Below are 23,331 nucleotides of genomic sequence, written 5' to 3'. Positions count from 1 at the left end.
AAAGAAAGAATGGAATTGGATACAGCGGAACAAATGAATTTTGACTATACAGAGACGCAACATTTAGTAGCGAACTCTGCAAAGGAATTTGCAGAACAATATATAAGACCACACATAATGGAGTGGGATGAAGACCAAATTTTTCCTGTTGATGTATTTAAAAAAGCAGGAGAACTTGGCTTTATGGGAGTTTTAGTTCCTGAAGAATATGGTGGTTCCGGATTGGGGTATCATGAATACATTGCCATTTTAGATGAAATTTCTAAGGTAGATCCTTCTATAGGCTTGTCAGTTGCAGCACATAACTCACTTTGTACAAATCATATTTTAACTTTTGGAAACGAAGAGCAAAAGAAAAAATGGTTGCCTAAGTTAGCCACTGCAGAGTGGATTGGGGCTTGGGGGTTAACAGAGCATAACACAGGATCGGATGCAGGAGGTATGAGTACTACTGCTGTTAAAGATGGAGATGAATGGGTTTTAAATGGAGCTAAGAATTTTATTACTCACGGTATTAGTGGGAATGTAGCAGTAGTAATCGTAAGAACTGGAGAGAAAGGTGATTCCCACGGAATGACTGCTTTTGTAGTAGAGAAGGGGACTCCTGGTTTTTCTAGCGGAAAAAAAGAAAATAAATTAGGAATGAGAGCTAGCGAAACTGCGGAGCTTGTTTTTTCTGATTGTAGAGTGCCCGATGCAAATCGTTTAGGAGAGGTTGGTAATGGATTTATTCAATCTATGAAAATACTAGATGGCGGAAGAATTTCTATTGGAGCATTATCTCTAGGAATCGCAAGAGGAGCATATGAGGCTGCTCTTAAATATTCTAAAGAACGTGTGCAGTTTGGGAAACCGATCTCAGAGTTCCAAGGGATTTCTTTTAAGTTGGCAGATATGGCTACCGATATAGAAGCTTCAGAATTGTTATTGCATAAAGCGGCTTCAGAAAAGAATAAAGGAAGAAAGATGACAAAGCTGAGTGCAATGTGTAAAATGTTTGCTTCAGAAGCATGTGTTAGAATTGCAAATGAGGCTGTACAGATTCATGGAGGTTATGGGTATACAAAAGATTTTCCTGTAGAGAAATTTTATAGAGATGCTAAATTGTGTACTATTGGAGAAGGAACTACAGAGATTCAGAAAGTAGTGATCGCTAGAAATATTTTAAAGTAGGTTTGTTAGGCTGAGCCTTAGTATTTTAGCAGAAGATATTTTTTTATTTTTTTATTTTTCATTTTAAATAAATTTTTATCTTTGCCGCCGTAAAAGAGAGGAGGTGGTACACTTATGCTAATAATACCGATAAAAGAAGGAGAAAATATAGACAGAGCGCTTAAGCGTTACAAGCGTAAATTTGACAGAACTGGTACAATGCGTCAGCTACGTAGCAGAAAAGAATTTACGAAGGCATCTGTAGAGAAAAGAGCTCAGATCCAGAAAGCGTCTTACGTTCAAAGATTAAGAAACCTAGAAGAGATATAACTTTTTTCAGGCTTAATAATATCAACATCCCGTTTCTTTTGAAGCGGGATTTTTTATTTCTACTCAATAGATCTTCTAAGAACTTGGCAAAACTTCAAACAACTATTTCCTTATCTTTGATTTAAATCCTTTTTATATGCCGTTCGCAAAGTTTCTAGATTATCTTCAGTTGGAAAAAAACTATTCTAAGCATACGGTGCTAGCATATAAGAATGACCTTGCTGCGTTTCTTGAATTTTGTGAAGCTACTTTTGAAGAAACCTCTATTCAGCAAATAAATTATTCTCAAATTCGATCTTGGATTGTTCTTTTAGTAGATAGTAATATCAGTAATAGGAGTATAAATAGAAAAGTGTCTTCTTTAAAGGCCTATTATAAATTTTTACTGAAGACAAAACAGATAGAAGTGAATCCATTAGCAAAGCATAAAGCTCTAAAAACTGCTAAAAAGATAGAGGTGCCTTTTTCTGTGCAAGAAATGAAGCAGGTTTTAAATGATATGGAGTTTGAAGATAGCTTTGAGGGATTACGAGATAAGTTAATCATAGAGCTTTTTTATGCAACAGGAATGCGAAGGATAGAGCTTGTTAACTTGGGGCTTCAAGATATAGATTTTGCGAATAGAACTATTAAGGTTTTAGGTAAGCGGAATAAAGAACGTTATGTGCCATTGGCTTCTTCTTTGGAAATAACTATAAAAGATTACTTGAGGATAAGGAGTGATTATGTTAATGAGGACTCAAAAGACTGTTTATTTCTTCTTAAAAGCGGTCATAAAGTTTATGAAAATCTTGTTTATAGAACAATAAATAAGTACTTTAGTAAGGCATCAACGAAACTTAAAAAAAGTCCGCATATATTAAGACATACATTTGCTACGCATCTCTTAAATGAGGGAGCCGATCTAAATTCAGTAAAAGAGTTATTAGGTCATGCAAGTTTAGCATCTACTCAAGTATATACTCATAATAGTATCGCGGAATTAAAAAAACAATACGGAAATGCGCACCCAAGAAATAAAAAGTAGCGTTAGTTGCTTTGAAGGAGCGTGGTATTTAAGTTTTAAGTAGTAAACGGTGCTATTCGATGTGAACAATCGATGAAGTTTAGCCCATGAGATTGGGAGAATAGTTTAACCTTAAATTTAGAGGAAATGGAAGTAAACACGCAATCTGTAAACTTTAATGTAGATCAGAAATTGTTAAATTTTATCCAAAAGAGATTGGATAAATTAGATCATTATTACGATAAAGTCGTCCATTCAGAAGTGTATTTAAAGGTACAAAACACGAGTGCTAAGGAGAATAAAATAGCTGAGGTAAAGGTGCATGTTCCTGGAGATGAATACATAGTAAAGAAACAGTGTAAAACTTTTGAGGAAGCTGTCGATTCTGCAGCAAGTGCATTAGAGCGATCACTAAAGAAAAGGAAACAAAAATTGCGTTCATATATTTGAATAAAAATTTTTTAAAAATTGTTTTGTAAAAAGAATAATTTATATACATTTGCAGTCCGTTAGAAATAGCGGACTTTTTTACTGAAAAGCCGATGTAGCTCAGCTGGCTAGAGCAGCTGATTTGTAATCAGCAGGTCGTGGGTTCGAGTCCCTCCATCGGCTCAAAAAGTTTTAGTTTTTTGAAAATTTGTCAATTTGTAAGAGTGTAAAAAATATCTTTGAAAAAAGATTTAAAAAATAGTTGTTATTCAAATAAAAATTATTAGTTTTGCGCTCGGAATTTTAAGTAGAAAATCAATTTCAACGTTAAGTTTGATTGATGATTTTTAAAGAAACTTAGATTGGGGAGATACTCAAGCGGCCAACGAGGGCAGACTGTAAATCTGCTGACTACGTCTTCGCAGGTTCGAATCCTGCTCTCCCCACAAATAAATTGCAAACCGACTCTGTTTTTCGGAGTTGTTACTGCGGGAGTAGCTCAGTTGGTAGAGCGTCAGCCTTCCAAGCTGAATGTCGCGAGTTCGAACCTCGTCTCCCGCTCAAAACAGAATAGCTTGAGTTTTTAATTCAGGTTTTAAAATAGAGATGAGAATTATCTTAAGAAAATAAGATGTGTTCTCCTCTCTAATTCTAGTACTTTGAGTTTATGGTTTTGTTTGGGTGATCTTTTAGAGAGAAATTTTTAAACTTGATCTTAAGCTTTTAAGCCGGTGTAGCTCAGGGGTAGAGCGTTTCCTTGGTAAGGAAGAGGTCACGAGTTCAAATCTCGTCATTGGCTCTTGTTGCGTTTTAAATTTGAACACTAATATATAACTAAGATTAAAATTATTAAATCATGGCAAAGGAAACTTTTGATCGTTCCAAACCACACTTAAATATAGGTACTATTGGACACGTAGATCACGGTAAAACTACTTTAACGGCTGCTATCACTAAAGTATTGGCAGATGCTGGTCTTTCTGATGCACGTTCATTCGATTCAATCGATAACGCTCCTGAGGAAAAAGAAAGAGGTATTACAATTAACACTTCTCACGTAGAGTACCAAACTGCTAATCGTCACTACGCTCACGTTGACTGTCCTGGTCACGCGGATTACGTAAAGAACATGGTAACAGGTGCTGCGCAAATGGATGGTGCTATCTTAGTAGTTGCTGCTACAGATGGTCCAATGCCACAAACTCGTGAGCACATCCTTTTAGGCCGTCAGGTAGGTATTCCTAGAATCGTTGTTTTCTTGAACAAAGTTGACATGGTTGATGATGAGGAGCTTTTAGAGCTTGTTGATATGGAGGTAAGAGAATTACTTTCTTTCTATGAGTATGATGGTGATAATGGTCCAGTTATTCCTGGTTCTGCACTTGGAGCTTTAAATGGTGAGCAAAAATGGGTTGATTCAGTTATGTCATTAATGGAAGCTGTTGATGAGTGGATTGAATTACCTCAGAGAGATGTTGATAAAGATTTCTTAATGCCTATCGAGGATGTATTTACAATTACTGGACGTGGAACAGTTGCTACAGGACGTATTGAGTCTGGAGTTGCTAAAACGGGAGAAGCTGTAGATATTATCGGAATGGGAGCTGAGAAATTAACTTCTACAGTAACTGGAGTAGAGATGTTCCGTAAGATATTAGATAGAGGTGAAGCTGGAGATAACGTAGGTATCCTTTTAAGAGGTATCGAGAAAACTGACATCAAAAGAGGTATGGTTATCTGTAAGCCAGGTTCTGTTAAGCCACACGCTAAATTTAAAGCTGAGGTTTACGTTCTTAAAAAAGAAGAAGGTGGACGTCACACTCCATTCCATAACAACTACCGTCCACAGTTCTACGTGCGTACAACTGACGTAACGGGTACTATTTCTTTACCTGATGGAGTTGAGATGGTTATGCCTGGAGATAACTTAACTATTACTGTTGAGTTGTTGCAGCCAATTGCCTTGAGTAAAGGTTTACGTTTTGCTATCCGTGAAGGAGGTAGAACAGTTGGAGCTGGTCAGGTTACAGAAATTTTAGACTAATTTCATAAGTATACAAGTCTTAAAGGTGTCTGATTTTTTCGAATCAGACGCCTTTAAACTTGAATAAACGGGTATAGTTCAATGGTAGAATGCCGGTCTCCAAAACCGTTGATGGGAGTTCGAATCTCTCTACCCGTGCTAATAAAAGTTTTCATTTCTGATAAAAATATATAGAGATAAAATGGTGAATTATATAAAAGAATCATTTGAGGAGTTAAGAGCACATGTTACTTGGCCTACATGGGCTGAAGGACAAAACCTAATGGTTGTTGTTGCTGTTTTCTCTATACTTTTTTCATTAGCAATTTGGGGTATTGATTCAGTTTTTGCTAAACTGATCAAGCTTTATTTTGGTGTAATTAATAATTAATATTTAAAGACGAGTATTGCAATGGCAGAAGCGTTGGCAAAACAGTGGTATGTAGTAAGGGCAGTTAGCGGTCAAGAAAATAAAGTTAAAGGCTACATTGAACAGGATATATCTCGTCTTGGGTATTCAGATTATGTGGATGAAGTGCTAGTTCCTTCGGAAAAAGTAGTTCAGGTGCGTAATGGAAAAAAAATAAATAAAGAACGTGTTTATTTTCCTGGATATGTAATGGTGAAAGCCAACTTAGGTGGAGAGATTGTTCACGTTATTAAGTCTATAACTGGAGTTATAGGTTTTCTTGGTGAGGTAAAAGGAGGAGATCCTGTGCCTTTAAGAAAATCCGAAGTAAATAGAATGTTAGGTAAAGTTGATGAATTATCTGTAACTACAGATAATGTTGCTATTCCTTATGTTTTAGGAGAAACTGTGAAAGTTGTAGATGGGCCTTTTAATGGTTTCAATGGAACTGTTGAGAAGATAAATGAAGAAAAGCGTAAACTTGAGGTGATGGTTAAGATTTTCGGAAGAAAGACGCCGTTAGAGTTGAGTTATATGCAAGTTGAAAAAGTATAATTGTTACACATTTATATATAGATTCGCCTTGCTTCCAGCAAATTTGGCGTATCAAATTTTAAAATTGAACAAAAACAATGGCAAAAGAAGTTAGTAAAGTAGTTAAGCTACAAGTTAGGGGAGGTGCTGCGAATCCGTCGCCACCGGTTGGACCCGCTCTAGGTGCTGCCGGTGTTAACATCATGGAGTTCTGTAAGCAGTTTAATGCTCGTACGCAGGACAAACAAGGTAAAGTATTACCAGTTGCGATCACCGTTTATAAAGACAAGTCATTTGACTTTATAATTAAGACACCGCCAGCGGCAGTTCAGCTTATGGAAGCGGCTAAGGTTAAGAAGGGTTCTGGAGAGCCAAACCGTAAAAAGGTGGCTAGTGTTACTTGGGATCAAGTAAAAGCTATCGCAGAAGACAAAATGCAGGATCTTAATGCTTTTACTGTAGAATCAGCGATGAGTATGGTTGCAGGAACAGCAAGATCAATGGGATTAACGGTTTCGGGTGATAAGCCTTTTTAAATCTTAAAAGAATCTAGAAATGGCAAAATTAACAAAAAAGCAAAAAGAAGCAGTTGGGAAAGTAGACAACAGTAAATTATATTCTGTTTTAGAAGCTTCTCAATTAGTAAAAGATATCACTAACGTTAAGTTTGATGCATCTGTAGATTTAGCAGTACGTTTAGGAGTAGATCCACGTAAAGCTAATCAAATGGTTAGAGGGGTTGTAACACTTCCTCATGGAACTGGAAAAGATGTAAAAGTGTTAGCATTGGTTACTCCAGATAAGGAGGCTGAAGCTAAAGAAGCTGGTGCAGACTTCGTAGGTTTAGATGAATACTTACAAAAGATAAAAGACGGTTGGACTGATGTTGATGTTATCATCACAATGCCAAGCGTAATGGGTAAATTAGGACCTTTAGGACGTGTTTTAGGGCCAAGAGGATTAATGCCTAACCCAAAAACAGGAACAGTTACTATGGATGTTGCTAAAGCTGTTGGTGAAGTAAAAGCTGGTAAGATTGACTTTAAAGTTGATAAAACTGGTATCGTTCACGCTGCAATAGGTAAAGCGTCATTCTCGGCAGATAAACTTGCTGATAACGTAAATGAATTATTACAAACATTATCAAAACTTAAGCCAACTGCGGCTAAAGGAACTTACGTAAAGAGTATCTTTATGTCTAGCACAATGAGTCCTAGTGTTCCTGTAGATCCTAAGGCAGTATAATTGGCAGTATAAATTTTTTAATCATGACTAGACAAGAAAAGTTAACGGTAATAGAAGATTTAACTGCGCAGTTAGGTGATAATGGAAATATCTATTTAGCTGATATTTCAGGATTGGATGCTCAGACAACTTCTAACTTACGTAGAGCTTGTTTTAAAGCAAACATCAAACTCGCAGTTGTAAAAAATACATTGCTTGCGAAAGCAATGGAGGCTTCTGATAAAGATTTCGGTGATCTTCCAACAGTACTTAAAGGAAATACTTCTTTAATGTTTTCTGAAACTGGAAATGGTCCTGCAAAATTAATCAAAGACTTCCGTAAAAAATCTGATAAACCTTTATTAAAAGGAGCTTTCATTGAAGAGGCTGTATATTTAGGAGATGAGCAATTAGACACTCTTGTAAGTATCAAGTCTAAAGAAGAAGTTATTGGAGATATCATCGGATTATTACAATCACCTGCTAAGAACGTTATTAGCGGACTTAAAGCAAGTGGTGGTAAATTAGCTGGTATTCTTAAAACTTTATCAGAGAAAGAATCATAAGTAGTACGCACTTAAACAATTATATTTTAAAAATTTATTAAAACGATAGAAAATGGCAGATTTAAAAGATTTTGCAGAACAATTAGTTAACTTAACAGTTAAAGAAGTAAACGAATTAGCTGAGATATTAAAAGAGGAGTACGGTATAGAGCCTGCTGCTGCAGCTGTAGCTGTTGCTGGTGGTGCTGCTGCTGGAGGAGAAGCTGCTGAGGAGCAAACTGAATTTGATGTTATCCTTAAAGCTGCTGGTGCATCTAAGTTAGCTGTTGTAAAATTAGTTAAAGAATTAACTGGTTTAGGACTTAAAGAAGCTAAAGAGATGGTAGACGGAGCTCCTAAAGCAATAAAAGAAGGTGTATCTAAAGATGAGGCTAATGCCCTTAAAGCATCTTTAGAAGAAGCTGGTGCTGAGGTAGAATTAAAATAATTCCACCCTACAGCTCTTAGCTGTAAGATACGGTTTAGGTCCTTCCCGTTTTTCGGGTAGTGACCTAAACCCTTTTTGCGTATATGAATGTATACGTTTTTTTCAATTTTCACTTTAATCAAAATATTGTCCATTGATGTTCACAAATCAGACTGAAAGAATTAATTTCGCCTCTGCAAAGAATACTCCGGCATACCCGGATTTCTTGGACATTCAGATTAAGTCATTCCAGGATTTCTTTCAACTGGAAACAAAATCTGAAGAGAGAGGTAACGAGGGTCTTTATAATACCTTCTTGGAGAATTTCCCCATTACTGATACGCGTAATCAATTTGTACTTGAATTTTTAGACTACTTTATCGATCCTCCACGTTACTCGATTCAAGAGTGTATAGAGAGAGGTTTGACTTATAGTGTGCCTTTAAAGGCTAGACTAAAACTTTATTGTACAGATCCTGAGCACGAAGATTTTGAAACCATAGTACAGGATGTATACTTAGGAGTAATTCCTTACATGACTCCTAGTGGTACCTTTGTTATAAACGGAGCTGAGCGTGTTGTTGTTTCCCAATTACATAGATCTCCAGGTGTATTCTTTGGTCAATCGTTTCACGCAAATGGAACAAAATTGTATTCTGCAAGAGTAATTCCTTTTAAAGGTTCTTGGATAGAATTTGCTACCGATATCAATAGCGTTATGTACGCATATATCGATAGAAAGAAAAAATTACCTGTTACTACACTTTTCCGTGCTATAGGTTTTGAGCGTGATAAGGATATTCTAGAAATATTCGATCTTGCTGAAGAAGTAAAAGTATCTAAAAGCGGATTAAAGAAAGTGTTGGGCAGAAAGTTAGCGGCACGTGTGCTTAAAACTTGGCATGAAGATTTCGTAGATGAAGATACGGGAGAGGTGGTTTCTATCGAAAGAAATGAAATCATTCTAGATAGAGATACGATTCTTGAAAAAGAACACATTGAAGAAATAGTAGATACAGACGTTAAAACTATCTTGTTACATAAAGAAGATAGCCAGACTGGAGATTATGCTATTATCTACAATACGTTACAAAAAGACCCTACAAACTCAGAAAAAGAGGCTGTAGAACATATATATCGTCAATTACGTAATGCTGAACCGCCAGATGAAGAGACAGCAAGAGGTATTATTGACAAGTTATTCTTCTCAGATCAACGTTATAACTTAGGTGAAGTTGGTCGTTATAGAATGAATAAGAAGTTAGGCTTGGATATCGCAATGGATAAACAAGTTTTAACTAAAGAAGATATTATTACCATTATAAAATATCTTATTGAGTTAATTAACTCTAAAGCAGAGATTGATGATATCGATCACTTATCTAACCGTCGTGTTAGAACAGTAGGAGAGCAATTATCGTCTCAGTTTGGAGTAGGTCTTGCTCGTATGGCAAGAACAATTCGTGAGCGTATGAATGTACGTGATAACGAGGTGTTTACACCAATCGATTTGATTAATGCTAAAACATTATCATCGGTTATTAACTCTTTCTTTGGAACAAATCAGTTATCTCAGTTTATGGATCAAACAAATCCATTAGCAGAGATTACACACAAACGTCGTTTATCAGCATTAGGACCAGGTGGTCTTTCTCGTGAGAGAGCAGGTTTCGAGGTGCGTGATGTTCACTATACTCACTACGGACGTCTTTGTCCTATTGAAACACCAGAGGGTCCAAACATTGGTTTGATATCTTCATTAAGTGTATTCGCAAAAGTGAACGGAATGGGATTCATCGAAACTCCATACCGTAAAGTGACTGAAGGTAAAGTAGATCTTTCTGAGATTCTTTATTTAAGTGCTGAAGAAGAAGAAGAAAAGAAAATAGCGCAAGCAAATATACCTTTATCTGAAGATGGAAATATCGATACAGATAAAGTAATTGCTCGTATGGAAGGTGACTTCCCAGTAGTTGATCCAGCAGAGATTCACTATACGGATGTTGCTCCAAACCAAATTGCATCGATTTCAGCATCGTTAATTCCATTCTTGGAGCATGATGATGCCAACCGTGCATTGATGGGATCTAACATGATGCGCCAGGCAGTTCCTTTATTAAGACCAGAATCTCCAATTGTAGGTACAGGTTTAGAACGTCAGGTGGCTTCAGACTCTAGAGTATTAATTAATGCTGAAGGAGATGGAGTAATTGATTATGTAGATGCTTCAAAAATTACAATTAAGTACGATAGAACTGAAAATGACAGATTAGTTAGTTTTGATGATGACTTCAAAACATACAACTTAGTTAAGTTCAGAAAAACAAATCAAGGTACTTCTATTAACTTAAAGCCTATCGTAAGAAAAGGTGATAAAGTTTTAAAAGGACAAGTACTTTGTGAAGGATATGCTACGCAACAAGGAGAGCTTGCTTTAGGTAGAAACCTACAAGTAGCGTTTATGCCTTGGAAAGGGTATAACTTTGAGGATGCAATTGTAATTTCTGAAAAAGTAGTAAGAGAAGATATCTTTACTTCTATCCATATTGATGAGTACTCTCTTGAAGTTAGAGATACTAAATTAGGAGCTGAAGAATTAACAAACGATATTCCTAACGTTTCTGAAGAGGCTACAAAAGACCTTGATGAAAACGGAATGATTCGTATTGGTGCAGAGGTAAAACCTGGTGATATTTTAATTGGTAAGATTACTCCAAAAGGAGAGTCTGATCCTACGCCAGAAGAAAAATTACTTCGTGCAATCTTTGGTGATAAAGCTGGAGATGTAAAAGATGCATCTTTAAAAGCTTCTCCTTCATTAAATGGAGTTGTAATAGATAAAAAATTGTTCTCTAGAGCTATTAAAGATAAGCGCAAAAGAGCAAAAGATAAAGAAGACATCGCTAAGTTAGAATTAGAATTTGAAACAAAATTCACTGGACTTAAAGATGTATTGGTAGAAAAGTTATTCTCCATCGTAAATGGAAAAACTTCTCAAGGTGTATTTAATGATTTAGGTGAAGAAGTATTCCCTAAAGGAAAGAAATATACTCAAAAGATGTTGAATGCAGTAGATGATTTCGCTCACTTAGTAAGTGGAACATGGACTACAGATGATGAGACGAATGCTTTAATCAATGATCTTCTTCATAATTATAAAATTAAGCTAAACGACCTTCAAGGTGCGTTACGTAGAGATAAGTTTACAATTTCTGTTGGAGATGAATTGCCAGCTGGAATCATGAAACTTGCCAAAGTGTATATCGCTAAGAAACGTAAGCTTAAAGTAGGAGATAAGATGGCGGGTCGTCACGGTAATAAAGGTATTGTTGCCAGAATTACTAGACAAGAAGATATGCCATTCTTAGAAGATGGAACACCAGTAGATATCGTATTAAATCCACTAGGGGTACCTTCTCGTATGAACATTGGTCAGATTTATGAAACCGTATTAGGTTGGGCAGGTAAAAACTTAGGTAAAAAGTATGCTACTCCAATTTTTGATGGTGCTTCATTAGAACAAATCAATGAACTTACAGACGAGGCAGGAATTCCAAGATTCGGACATACATATTTATATGATGGTGGTACTGGAGAACGTTTCGATCAAGCAGCTACTGTAGGTGTGATTTACATGCTTAAGTTAGGTCACATGGTAGATGACAAGATGCACGCACGTTCAATAGGACCATACTCATTAATTACACAACAACCATTAGGTGGTAAAGCACAATTTGGAGGTCAGCGTTTTGGTGAGATGGAAGTTTGGGCACTTGAAGCATATGGTGCATCAAGTACACTTAGAGAAATATTGACAGTTAAATCTGATGATGTTATTGGTAGAGCTAAAACTTACGAGTCTATCGTTAAGGGAGAGATGATGCCAGAACCAGGATTACCAGAATCATTCAATGTATTAATGCATGAATTGAAAGGTCTTGGATTAGATATCAGATTAGAGGAATAATAATTTTAATAGAGGCGCTTAGTATCCCTAAGTGCCTCCATTAAAAAGGTAATAAAAATCACACTTAATTCATTATCACCATATATTATGGCAAGAAATAAAGATAAGAATACAGTACAGAGCTTTAGCAAAATCTCTATCGGTTTAGCATCTCCAGAGGCTATTTTAGGAGAGTCTAGAGGAGAAGTGCTTAAGCCTGAAACTATTAATTACCGTACACATAAGCCTGAACGTGACGGTCTTTTCTGTGAGCGTATCTTCGGTCCAGTAAAGGATTACGAATGTGCTTGTGGTAAATATAAGAGAATACGTTATAAAGGTATTGTTTGTGACCGATGTGGTGTTGAAGTTACTGAGAAAAAAGTACGTAGAGACAGAGTTGGGCACATTAACCTAGTTGTACCAGTTGCACATATCTGGTACTTCCGTTCTTTACCAAATAAAATAGGTTACCTTCTTGGATTACCATCTAAGAAGTTGGATATGATTATCTATTACGAGCGTTATGTTGTTATCCAACCAGGAGATGCAAAAAATGCTGATGGAGAACCTGTTCAAAAAATGGATTTCTTAACGGAAGAAGAGTACTTGAATATTCTTGAATCTCTTCCACAAGAAAACCTATACTTAGAAGATTCAGACCCAAATAAGTTCATCGCTAAGATGGGAGCTGACTGTCTTATTGAGCTATTGTCTAGAATAGAGCTTAACGAACTTTCTTACGAGCTAAGACACAAAGCTAATACAGAAACTTCTAAGCAACGTAAAACGGAAGCACTTAAGCGTCTTCAAGTTGTTGAGGCATTACGTGAATCTCAAAAGAATAGAGAGAATAATCCTGAGTGGATGATTATGAAAGTAATTCCGGTTATTCCACCAGAATTACGTCCATTAGTTCCACTTGATGGAGGTCGTTTTGCTACTTCAGATTTAAATGACCTTTACCGTAGAGTAATTATCAGAAACAATCGTTTAAAACGATTGATGGAGATTAAAGCACCAGAGGTAATCTTACGTAATGAGAAGCGTATGCTTCAAGAATCTGTAGATTCATTATTTGATAATACACGTAAGTCTTCTGCTGTTAAAACAGAATCTAATAGACCATTAAAATCGCTTTCAGATTCATTAAAAGGAAAACAAGGACGTTTCCGTCAAAACCTTTTAGGTAAACGTGTAGATTATTCAGCACGTTCGGTAATTGTTGTTGGACCTGAAATGAAATTGTTCGAATGTGGTCTTCCTAAAAATATGGCAGCGGAGCTTTACAAGCCTTTCGTTATTAGAAAACTAATAGAAAGAGGGATTGTAAAAACTGTAAAGTCTGCTAAAAAGATTATAGATAAGAGAGAACCTGTAGTTTGGGATATTCTTGAGAATGTTCTTAAAGGACATCCAGTACTACTTAACCGTGCTCCTACGCTTCACCGTTTGGGTATCCAAGCGTTCCAACCTAAGTTGATAGAAGGTAAAGCGATCCAGTTACACCCATTAGTATGTACGGCATTCAACGCGGATTTCGATGGTGACCAGATGGCGGTACATTTACCACTAGGCCCAGAAGCTATATTAGAAGCACAAATGTTAATGTTGGCTTCTCATAACATATTGAACCCTGCAAATGGTTCTCCGGTTACAGTACCTTCTCAGGATATGGTCTTGGGTCTGTATTATATGACCAAAGCAAGAAGATCTACGCCAGATCATCCAATAAAAGGTGAAGGTCTTACTTTCTATTCTGCTGATGAAGTAACAATTGCTTTTAATGAGAAGAAAGTAGACTTGAACGCGATGGTTAAAGTTCGTGCGAAAGATTTTAATGAAGAAGGAGAATTAGTGTACCAAATCATTGAAACTACAGTTGGTAGAATATTATTCAACGAAGTAGTTCCAGAGAAAGCAGGTTACATTAACGAAGTACTTACTAAAAAGTCACTTAGAGACATTATTGGAGATATCCTTAAAGCAACAGATGTTCCTACCACTGCCGATTTCTTAGATAAGATTAAGAGCATGGGTTATAACTTCGCCTTTAAAGGAGGATTATCATTCAGTTTAGGAGATATTATTATTCCTGAAGAGAAACAACCAATGATTGCTGAAGCTAATGTTCAAGTAGATGGAATTATGACCAACTATAATATGGGTCTTATTACCAACAACGAGCGTTACAACCAAGTGATTGACGTTTGGACTTCTGCAAATGCTATGTTGACAGAACTTGCAATGAAGCGTATTCGTGAAGATAACCAAGGATTTAACTCGGTATTCATGATGCTTGATTCTGGAGCAAGGGGATCTAAAGAACAGATTCGTCAGCTTACAGGTATGCGTGGATTAATGGCGAAACCTAAGAAATCTACTGCTGGTGGTGGTGAGATTATTGAGAATCCAATTCTTTCTAACTTTAAGGAAGGTCTTTCGATTCTTGAGTACTTTATCTCTACTCACGGTGCACGTAAAGGACTTGCGGATACGGCATTAAAAACTGCGGATGCAGGATACTTAACACGTCGTTTAGTAGACGTTTCTCAAGATGTTATTGTAAACACTGAGGATTGTGGTACTTTACGTGGTGTAGAAGTTGAAGCATTGAAGAAAAATGATGAGATAGTAGAATCTTTAGGAGAAAGAATCCTTGGTCGTGTTTCTTTACACGATGTATATGATCCATTAACAGAAGAGTTATTGGTGAGTGCAGGAGAAGAAGTTTCTGAAGCTATTGTTAAGAAAATTAAAGCGTCTCCAATTGAGAAAATGGAAGTACGTTCGCCACTTACCTGTGAAGCAAAAAGAGGTATTTGTTCGAAATGTTACGGACGTAATCTAGCTACCGGTAAAATGGTTCAGCGAGGAGAAGCAGTTGGTGTTGTTGCAGCACAATCTATTGGGGAGCCAGGTACACAGCTTACGCTACGTACTTTCCACGTAGGGGGTATTGCAGGAAACATTTCAGAAGAAAATAAAATCATCACTAAATTTAAGAGTAGACTTGAGATCGAAGATCTTAAAACTGTTAAAGGAACTGATGCTGAAGGAAATAAAGTTGATATCGTAATCTCTAGAACAGCAGAGGTTAAGTTTATTGACGAAAAAACAGGTATTACACTTGCAACAAGTAACGTTCCTTACGGATCGCAGATTTTTGTAAAGGAAGGTCAGATTTCAGAAAAAGGAGATGTAATTTGTCAGTGGGATCCTTATAACGCGGTAATTGTTTCTGAATTCTCAGGGAAAATTGCATACGAAAATATTGATCAAGGTGTAACTTACCAAGTTGAAATCGATGAGCAGACTGGATTCCAAGAGAAAGTAATTTCTGAATCTAGAAACAAGAAATTGATTCCAACGTTATTGATTAAAGACGGAAAAGGAGAAACGTTACGTTCTTACAACCTACCTGTAGGTGCTCATATTATGGTAGATAATAATGAGAAGATAGCAGAAGGTAAAGTACTTGTTAAGATTCCTAGAAGATCTTCTAAAGCAGGGGATATTACAGGAGGTCTACCAAGAGTTACCGAGCTTTTCGAAGCACGTAATCCTTCTAATCCAGCTGTAGTATCAGAAATTGATGGAGTTGTTTCTTTTGGTAAAATCAAAAGAGGTAATCGTGAGATTATTGTAGAGTCTAAGTTAGGAGACATTAAGAAGTATTTGGTAAAACTATCAAATCAGATTCTTGTTCAAGAGAACGATTACGTTCGTGCAGGAATGCCTCTTTCTGATGGTTCTATTACTCCAGAAGATATCTTAAGAATTAAAGGCCCATCTGCGGTACAGCAGTACTTAGTAAACGAAGTACAAGAGGTATACCGTTTACAAGGGGTGAAAATTAACGATAAGCACTTTGAGGTAGTAGTACGTCAGATGATGCGTAAAGTTAATATTAAAGATTCTGGTGATACTACGTTCTTAGAGCAACAACTAGTTCACAAATCTGATTTTATCCAAGAAAACGATAGAATCTTTGGAATGAAAGTTATCGAAGATGCTGGTGAGTCTACAACTTTAAAAGCAGGTCAGATTATCACTCCTCGTGAATTGAGAGATGAGAATTCGATCCTTAAAAGAGCAGATAAGCAATTAGTAGAGGCTAGAGACGCAGTTCCTGCGGTTGCTACACCGATACTTCAAGGTATTACAAGAGCGTCATTACAAACGAAATCGTTTATCTCGGCTGCATCGTTCCAGGAAACTACAAAAGTACTGAACGAAGCTGCAGTAAGCGGTAAAGTTGATAATCTTGAAGGATTAAAAGAGAATGTTATTGTTGGACACAGAATCCCAGCTGGTACCGGAATGAGAGATTACGATAATATTATCGTAGGATCTAAAGATGAGTACAATGAGATTATGGCTAGTAAACAACAGCACGTTAACTTTTAAACGTACCTAAATTTATATTTAAAACCCCAAAGGATTATTTCCTTTGGGGTTTTCTTTTTTTAAATAGTATTTTTACAAGAGCTTTTAATATAAACAGATATAGCAATCGTGCTTCTCGTTTTAAATATTTCAGCTTTTCAACTTTAAAATTAAAATAATGAGTGATCAAAACGAACAAAAAAAGAATCAGATTAATATAGAAATAGATGATGCTACAGCAGAAGGGACTTATGCGAACCTTGCGGTTATCAATCATTCCGTTTCTGAGTTTGTAGTAGACTTTGTAAGTATTATGCCTGGAAGACCTAAGGCAAAAGTAAAAAGTAGAATTATCTTAACTCCTCAGCATGCAAAACGTTTCTTGAAAGCACTTGGAGATAACGTACAACGTTTCGAACAAGCTAATGGAGAAATTAAAGATTATGAGCAACCACCTATGCCGTTAAATTTTGGCCCAACTGGAGAGGCTTAGTCATTAACTAGTAATAAATACAATAATTTATTGAAGGTTTCAACTTTTTTTTAAGTTGAAACCTTTTTTTACATGTAACTACATGTAGGTTATTTACTCTTGTGTTAATTTCTTATTAATACATATATTGTCTTTGTGACGATTATTCATAATTTATTTTTCTTTTTAATGTAGTTTTCTTACTACGGACTAGTTTGATTTATCATGCTGATATTGTGAGTTATATACATGGACGTGATAAATATCATGTTTTTATATTATTTAATTAGAGACTTTTGCGTTGATATATTATTTAAAGTTTAATTGACTTGGTGTGAATTAAAAGTATACCTTTATTTATTTATAAATATTTGATTTATAAATATTTACGGATAACGTCATATGGTGTGCTTTGTCAGCGTATGTATAAGCTTAAAAATCAATTTCATTATGCTTTAAAAGAATGTATTGTTCCAAACATTAAGAGTTAATATTGATAAAGATGTTATGATTAGGTGGTTAGACTTTTATAAATAATAAAAGTTAACATGTGTTGTAGAGGTATATAATCTTTATATTTTATCGTTTTTTTTAATAAAATGTGATAGTTGAATGACCATTAATTATAGAAATTATTGAATAGCAGGTCTATTTTTAATATTTACCCCCTTTTCTTTTTATGAATAAATAAGAAGTAATACATGAAATTGGCGTACCTCATATAGTGGGTAATCACGAGTTTCATGTTCTCGAATATGAGGAGTATACATATTATGGCAACGATTAGCAAAGTTGGTTTAATTAATAAGTATTTCTTGAATGAAATAATTAAGTAATATAATAATGTTAAACCAAATAATATGATAAAAAAATTACTTTTTATATTAATCGTTATTGTTGTCTCTCAATACAGTATGTATTCGCAATGTAACATTAATAATTTTACAGCAACTCCATTAGATGCTACCTGTGTACAAAATGGCGAAATAAATGTACAAGTTACAGGGGCAACAGATTGCTCTTCAGCTCCTGTTTTTGCTTATATTAGACTCGCACAAACTAGTACCGATTTAGATTTTATAACCCTATCAAGTACAGGAACTGGTACATTTTTTAATTTAGCTCCGAATACTTACGATGTTATTTTACAGCAGGGGAGTATGATTTCTCAAGAGTCATCTATAACTGTAGGGAGTTCATACGAGCCAATGAGCTTAATGACGACCTCGAGTAATACTACTTGCAGTAGCTCGGATACTAATAACCCAAATGATGGATCGCTTAGCGTAAGTGTTACCGGCGGTATTGGTCCATTTACTTATAATCTTTTGTTAGGTGGGAGTATTATTGAGACCTCTGGCTCAATAGCTGTAACAAGTTATACTTTTAGCAACTTAATTATAGGTGATTATAGTGTAAGTGTTACGGATAACAGTCCTTCTTGCTCAAGCCAAGAAATACGAAGTGTTACAATTGCAGAAACTTCAAATACTCCTATAGCTTATCGTTATGAGCGAACCAGGCCAGACGAGGATGAATGTGGTAAAGTAACTTATAGAATAGCTATTACCGGTGGTAATGCAGAGGTAATAATGGGCGATCCATACGCTGCAAGCGCTACTCTTAATGGAGGAGCCACTATCTATGGCAGTGCAAAAAATTCTACTGTATTTGATTTTACGGGATTAACTCCTGGAGATATACTTACTAACATACTTGTGACAGACGGATGTAATGTTGCCACGAGAGAAGATATTACAATACCAGACTTACCTGAAGATTATTTAGATGTAGACGCTATAGCCTCTAGAACAGCATCATGTGAAGATGGGGTTAATATCCTTATTGATGGTCTTATAGACGATGGTTTACCACCTGGTAGGGCAGCCTTTACCTTTCAAGAAAGTAATTCTGTTTCCCTTTATAAGGAGGATCCAGCAGGATCGGGAATTTTTCAGCTTCTAGAAACTGTTTACAACTCAGAGCAACTCAGTATATTTGGAGGTAGTTTAGTGCTCTCTGCTGATGACCCCAACGCCACATATAAGATAGTAGCTGAAGACGATTGTCATACTGTTGAAGAAATAATAACTCCTAATGTTACTTATCAGAATCTTTTAATGGAAGCTACTTTAGATGAAACTAATGGTAAATTAGAGGGAACTTCTACTATTGAGATTAAGAAAAATGGAGGAGCTTGGAATGTAGATGACCCTTTAAATTGGCCAATTACTGCAACAATAACTCGAACTGATGGCATTACCAATACAACTATAAACCCAACTCAACCATATAGTCAAGCAGGGTCTTATACATATACATTTCCCATGACTGCCATTTTTGATGATCCAGATGGAGGTGAGAATGATTGGAAATCAAGACCTGTAATTCAAGACTTGCCATTAGGGGAATATCAAATAGTGCTTGTAGATGCTTGTGGTGATAGTATAACCAATACTATTAATTTAACAGAGCCTGCAACATACAATCCTTCTATTGTGCTTACACCAGGTTGTGCTTCATCTGATATTATTTTTGATATGGGAGGCACTAATATTACAGATTATACAATAACAAGGCTATATGCAAGTGATGGTGTTACATTAATTAGAGATGCTTCAGAAAATCCATCCAACAAAAATGCAGGTCAGTTTAGTAGTGTTCCTCCAGGAGATTACATTTTAAGGTTTGAACAATTTGCCTATAGGGATCCTACATTACCTGACATTCGCTTTGTAGAGTCTGTAATGTTTGATGCAGCTTTAAAGATGTTTAATGGTTATACAGAGTTTGAAACAACTGTAACTATACCTCCTTATGAACAAGTAGCATTCAATGTTACTAGCTTGTTTTGTGATAGCGATGATGATGATTCAGGTATTATGGCTTTAGTCGCCTCCGGAATTCCTTTAGGCTCTATTAAATATGACATATGGTTAGACCCTTTAGATCCAGACACAGATAACCCTACACAGACCTATTTCACAAATGATGTTACTGAAATGTCTCATGTATTTCAGAATTTAAGTGTAGGTACTTATAAGGTTAGAATTACTACAGATTGCGGGTATACAGAACAGACCATAACTTTACAACAAGGAACCGTTATTTACCCTGATCCTATAGCAAGTATGGATGCTATTTGTACAGGTGAATCTACAAATTTAATTATGGCTTTACCAGAAAGTATTTACGATATTGAATGGTTTGAGTCTGGAGTATCAATAGGAACAGGAAGTGTTATAAACGTAGCTCCTACTGAAAATACATTATATACGGTAACCTATGCTTTAAATTCGACATTAGGGTGTACGTCTAGCTTATCTGGATTAGATACCATAGACATTACAGTATTCTCTGAAGTTGAACAAAATAGTGATCCAAGTACAACATATACAACCTGTCAAGAGAATGGTAACTACACAGTAACCATCGACTTTATAGGTGTAGGTCCTTTTACCACTGTATCTGGAACAGGAGCTCCAGGAACTTGGTCAGGCAGTACATGGACTTCAGATGAAATTTCACCAATGATAGATTATAATGTTAATATTGAAGATTATAATGCTTGTAATCTGTTAAATGTTACAGGAAAGGCACCTACAGACTGTTGCAAGTTTGAAATTGTTTGCCCTACTTTCCCTACTTCTGCTGTGGAATGTTATCAAGATATTTCAACACAGTACGCATATACGATTACAGAATTCGAAGCCCTTGGAAATGCTGATGGCAGTATTGGTGACCCATGTGGAGTTATTGAAATCACAGCAAGTAACACTGCTGACTCAGGTGATTGTTCTCAAATAGTTACAAGAACTTTTACTATTATAGAATATGAAGATGTGAACAGTAATGGTGTAAGAGATACAGGAGAGGATACTATTTTAAATACTGTAAGCTGCGAACAAGCAATAACGGTAGAAGACACAACGGCTCCTACTTTTGTGGAAACACTACCAGCAGATGTAACTGTTAATTGTGATGCTATTCCAACGGCAGAAACGCTAACCGCTACGGATAACTGCGGGACAGCAACTGTAACTTTTACGGAAACAGAAACTGCAGGAGATTGTCCTAATAGTTATAGTTTATTAAGAGAATGGACAGCTACTGATGAATGTGGATTAACTACTGTTCATACACAAACAATAACGGTAGAAGATACTACGGCTCCTACTTTTGTAGAAACACTACCAGCAGATGTAACTGTTGATTGTGATGCTATTCCAACGGCAGAAACGCTAACCGCTATGGATAACTGCGGGACAGCAACTGTAACTTTTACGGAAACTGAAGCTGCAGGAGATTGTCCTAATAGTTATAGTTTATTAAGAGAATGGATAGCGACAGATGAATGTGGATTAACAACAGTTCACGCGCAAATAATAACAGTAGAAGATACAACGGCTCCTATTTTTGCAGAAACACTACCAGCAGATGTAACTGTTAATTGTGATGCTATTCCAACGGCGGAAATATTAACCGCTACGGATAACTGCGGAACAGCAACTGTAACTTTTACGGAAACAGAAACTGCAGGAGATTGTCCTAATAGTTATAGTTTATTAAGAGAATGGACAGCTACTGATGAATGTGGATTAACAACAGTTCACACGCAAACAATAACGGTAGAAGACACAACGGCTCCTACTTTTGTCGAAACGCTACCAGCAGATATAACTGTTAACTGTGATGCTATTCCAACGGCGGAAATACTAACCGCTACGGATAACTGCGGAACAGCTACCGTAACTTTTACGGAAACAGAAACTGCAGGAGATTGTCCTAATAGTTATAGCTTATTAAGAGAATGGATAGCGACAGATGAATGTGGATTAACAACAGTTCACACACAAACAATAACGGTAGAAGACACTACAGCTCCTACTTTTGTGGAAACACTACCAGCAGATGGAACTGTTAATTGTGATGCAATTCCAACAGCAGAAATACTAACCGCTACGGATAACTGCGGAACAGCTACCGTAACTTTTACGGAAACAGAAACTGCAGGAGATTGTCCTAATAGTTATAGCTTATTAAGAGAATGGACAGCTACCGATGAATGTGGATTAACAACAGTTCACACGCAAACAATAACGGTAGAAGACACTACGGCTCCTACTTTTGTGGAAACACTACCAGCCGATATAACTGTTGACTGTGATGCAATTCCAACTGCGGAAACGTTAACCGCTACGGATAACTGCGGAACAGCTACCGTAACTTTTACGGAAACAGAAACTGCAGGAGATTGCCCTAATAGTTATAGTTTATTAAGAGAATGGATAGCGACAGATGAATGTGGATTAACAACAGTTCATACACAGACAATAACAGTAGAAGACACTACGGCACCATTCTTTACAAGTACATTGCCAACAGATATGGTCACGGATTCAAATAATATTCCTGAAATCCCAGAAGTGCTTGCTGCAGACAATTGTGCGGAAGCAAAAGTGTCTTTTGAAGAGATTACAACAGAAGGAGACTGTATAGGTAGCTTTATTTTGACTAGAAAATGGACAGCTACAGATGATTGTGGAAACACAACTATGCATAGTCAACAGATTGAAGTAAAGGATATAGAGGCTCCAGTTATTACATCATGCCCTTCTGATATAATAATAGATGACTGTGACATTAATTCAATTCCAGAAGGCGACGTATCGTTTATAGATGCGATTGATAATGAGACGCCTAAAGAAGACTTAATCATTACCTATGAAGATATTGATAATGGAGGTGCTGGTTCAGTAGAGGACCCATACATTGTAATAAGAACGTATACTGTGATAGATCAATGCGGGAACAGTTCATCTTGTACACATCAAATAATTTGTAGTAAAGATCAAGTATCTCCACCACCCCCACCACTCACAGAAACTGATATTGCAATATATAAGTCAGTTAATAAGCAATATGTTGTGTTAAATGAAGAGATAGAGTTTACTATAACGGTAAAGAATTTAGGAACAATCGAGGCTACAAATATTGACGTTAGTGATAGATTGCCTGATGGATACCGTTTTATTGGGGCAACTTCAGGTGTTGGAAGTAACTATAATGAAATTACAGGAGTATTTAGTGTTGTTAGTTTGGCTCCTAGTGAGAGTGTAACACTTATAATGCGTGTTTCAGTACTTAATATAACAGATTATAATAATGTTGCGCGTTTAGAGTCTTTAGATCAAGAAGATTTTAACGACACTAATAATGAGGCCAGTGCTGGTGCTGATATAGTTTTGTCAGAATGTTTTGAAATTTTCAATGAATTTACGCCTAATGGAGATGGTAAGAATGACTACTTCACAGTTCGTTGTATAGAAAACTATCCTGGAAATAGGGTGGATATATATGACCGTTGGGGGATCAAAGTATATAGTGCTAAAGATTACCAAAACAACTGGGATGGAACTTCAGAAGGTCATGCAACGATCAAAAG

At 36.3% G+C, this 23,331-nt stretch carries 15 protein-coding genes and 5 tRNA genes; all 20 read left to right on the top strand.

Annotated features, from left to right (window positions below):
* The first annotated feature begins 33 nt into the window (after window positions 1-33).
* The gene (locus tag JM658_RS14695; protein WP_236960170.1) at window positions 34-1,173 is read left to right on the top strand and encodes an acyl-CoA dehydrogenase family protein; all 1,140 of its coding nucleotides are present in this window, start codon (window positions 34-36) and stop codon (window positions 1,171-1,173) included.
* A gap of 114 nt (window positions 1,174-1,287) precedes the next feature.
* Complete coding sequence (rpsU, locus tag JM658_RS14690; RefSeq protein ID WP_236960039.1) at window positions 1,288-1,482, top strand: 30S ribosomal protein S21; 195 nt, start codon at window positions 1,288-1,290, stop codon at window positions 1,480-1,482.
* Between the two features lie 136 nt (window positions 1,483-1,618).
* On the top strand, window positions 1,619-2,509 hold the full coding sequence (locus tag JM658_RS14685; protein WP_236960038.1) for a tyrosine-type recombinase/integrase: 891 nt from the start codon (window positions 1,619-1,621) through the stop codon (window positions 2,507-2,509).
* Window positions 2,510-2,635: 126 nt separating this feature from the next.
* Window positions 2,636-2,938, top strand: a complete 303-nt coding sequence (hpf, locus tag JM658_RS14680) for a ribosome hibernation-promoting factor, HPF/YfiA family (RefSeq protein ID WP_236960037.1) — start codon at window positions 2,636-2,638, stop codon at window positions 2,936-2,938.
* Between the two features lie 88 nt (window positions 2,939-3,026).
* Window positions 3,027-3,100, top strand: a tRNA-Thr gene (locus JM658_RS14675).
* 181 nt (window positions 3,101-3,281) lie between these two features.
* Window positions 3,282-3,363, top strand: a tRNA-Tyr gene (locus JM658_RS14670).
* Window positions 3,364-3,405: 42 nt separating this feature from the next.
* Window positions 3,406-3,478: transfer RNA gene (locus JM658_RS14665), tRNA-Gly, on the top strand.
* 166 nt (window positions 3,479-3,644) lie between these two features.
* Window positions 3,645-3,716, top strand: a tRNA-Thr gene (locus tag JM658_RS14660).
* Between the two features lie 57 nt (window positions 3,717-3,773).
* Window positions 3,774-4,961, top strand: coding sequence for an elongation factor Tu (gene tuf, locus JM658_RS14655; protein WP_236960036.1), 1,188 nt, complete (start codon window positions 3,774-3,776; stop codon window positions 4,959-4,961).
* Window positions 4,962-5,028: 67 nt separating this feature from the next.
* Window positions 5,029-5,099, top strand: a tRNA-Trp gene (locus JM658_RS14650).
* 43 nt (window positions 5,100-5,142) lie between these two features.
* Window positions 5,143-5,331 (top strand): preprotein translocase subunit SecE, encoded by a 189-nt coding sequence (gene secE / locus JM658_RS14645; RefSeq protein WP_236960035.1) that lies wholly within the window; start codon window positions 5,143-5,145, stop codon window positions 5,329-5,331.
* A gap of 21 nt (window positions 5,332-5,352) precedes the next feature.
* Window positions 5,353-5,904: a transcription termination/antitermination protein NusG gene (gene nusG / locus JM658_RS14640; protein ID WP_236960034.1), complete on the top strand. Its 552-nt coding sequence runs from the start codon at window positions 5,353-5,355 to the stop codon at window positions 5,902-5,904.
* A 77-nt stretch (window positions 5,905-5,981) separates the two neighbouring features.
* Window positions 5,982-6,419, top strand: coding sequence for a 50S ribosomal protein L11 (gene rplK, locus JM658_RS14635; protein WP_236960033.1), 438 nt, complete (start codon window positions 5,982-5,984; stop codon window positions 6,417-6,419).
* 19 nt (window positions 6,420-6,438) lie between these two features.
* A complete protein-coding gene (gene rplA / locus JM658_RS14630; protein WP_236960032.1) occupies window positions 6,439-7,128 on the top strand; it encodes a 50S ribosomal protein L1 in 690 nt (229 codons plus the stop codon).
* A gap of 23 nt (window positions 7,129-7,151) precedes the next feature.
* On the top strand, window positions 7,152-7,673 hold the full coding sequence (gene rplJ / locus JM658_RS14625; protein ID WP_236960031.1) for a 50S ribosomal protein L10: 522 nt from the start codon (window positions 7,152-7,154) through the stop codon (window positions 7,671-7,673).
* A gap of 52 nt (window positions 7,674-7,725) precedes the next feature.
* Entirely contained in the window at window positions 7,726-8,100 is a 375-nt protein-coding gene (rplL, locus tag JM658_RS14620; protein WP_236960030.1) for a 50S ribosomal protein L7/L12, read from the top strand.
* Between the two features lie 136 nt (window positions 8,101-8,236).
* A complete protein-coding gene (gene rpoB / locus JM658_RS14615) occupies window positions 8,237-12,046 on the top strand; it encodes a DNA-directed RNA polymerase subunit beta (protein WP_236960029.1) in 3,810 nt (1,269 codons plus the stop codon).
* Between the two features lie 87 nt (window positions 12,047-12,133).
* Window positions 12,134-16,435 (top strand): DNA-directed RNA polymerase subunit beta', encoded by a 4,302-nt coding sequence (gene rpoC, locus JM658_RS14610; RefSeq protein ID WP_236960028.1) that lies wholly within the window; start codon window positions 12,134-12,136, stop codon window positions 16,433-16,435.
* 157 nt (window positions 16,436-16,592) lie between these two features.
* Window positions 16,593-16,907, top strand: a complete 315-nt coding sequence (locus JM658_RS14605; RefSeq protein ID WP_236960027.1) for a DUF3467 domain-containing protein — start codon at window positions 16,593-16,595, stop codon at window positions 16,905-16,907.
* A gap of 839 nt (window positions 16,908-17,746) precedes the next feature.
* On the top strand, window positions 17,747-23,331 hold a 5,585-nt coding region (locus JM658_RS14600), incomplete at its 3' end, for a T9SS type B sorting domain-containing protein (protein WP_236960026.1).

This window comes from Joostella atrarenae, assembly GCF_021764745.1.
In the GTDB taxonomy this organism is placed as follows: domain Bacteria; phylum Bacteroidota; class Bacteroidia; order Flavobacteriales; family Flavobacteriaceae; genus Galbibacter; species Galbibacter atrarenae.
This window is presented reverse-complemented; position numbering and strand designations above follow the sequence as displayed.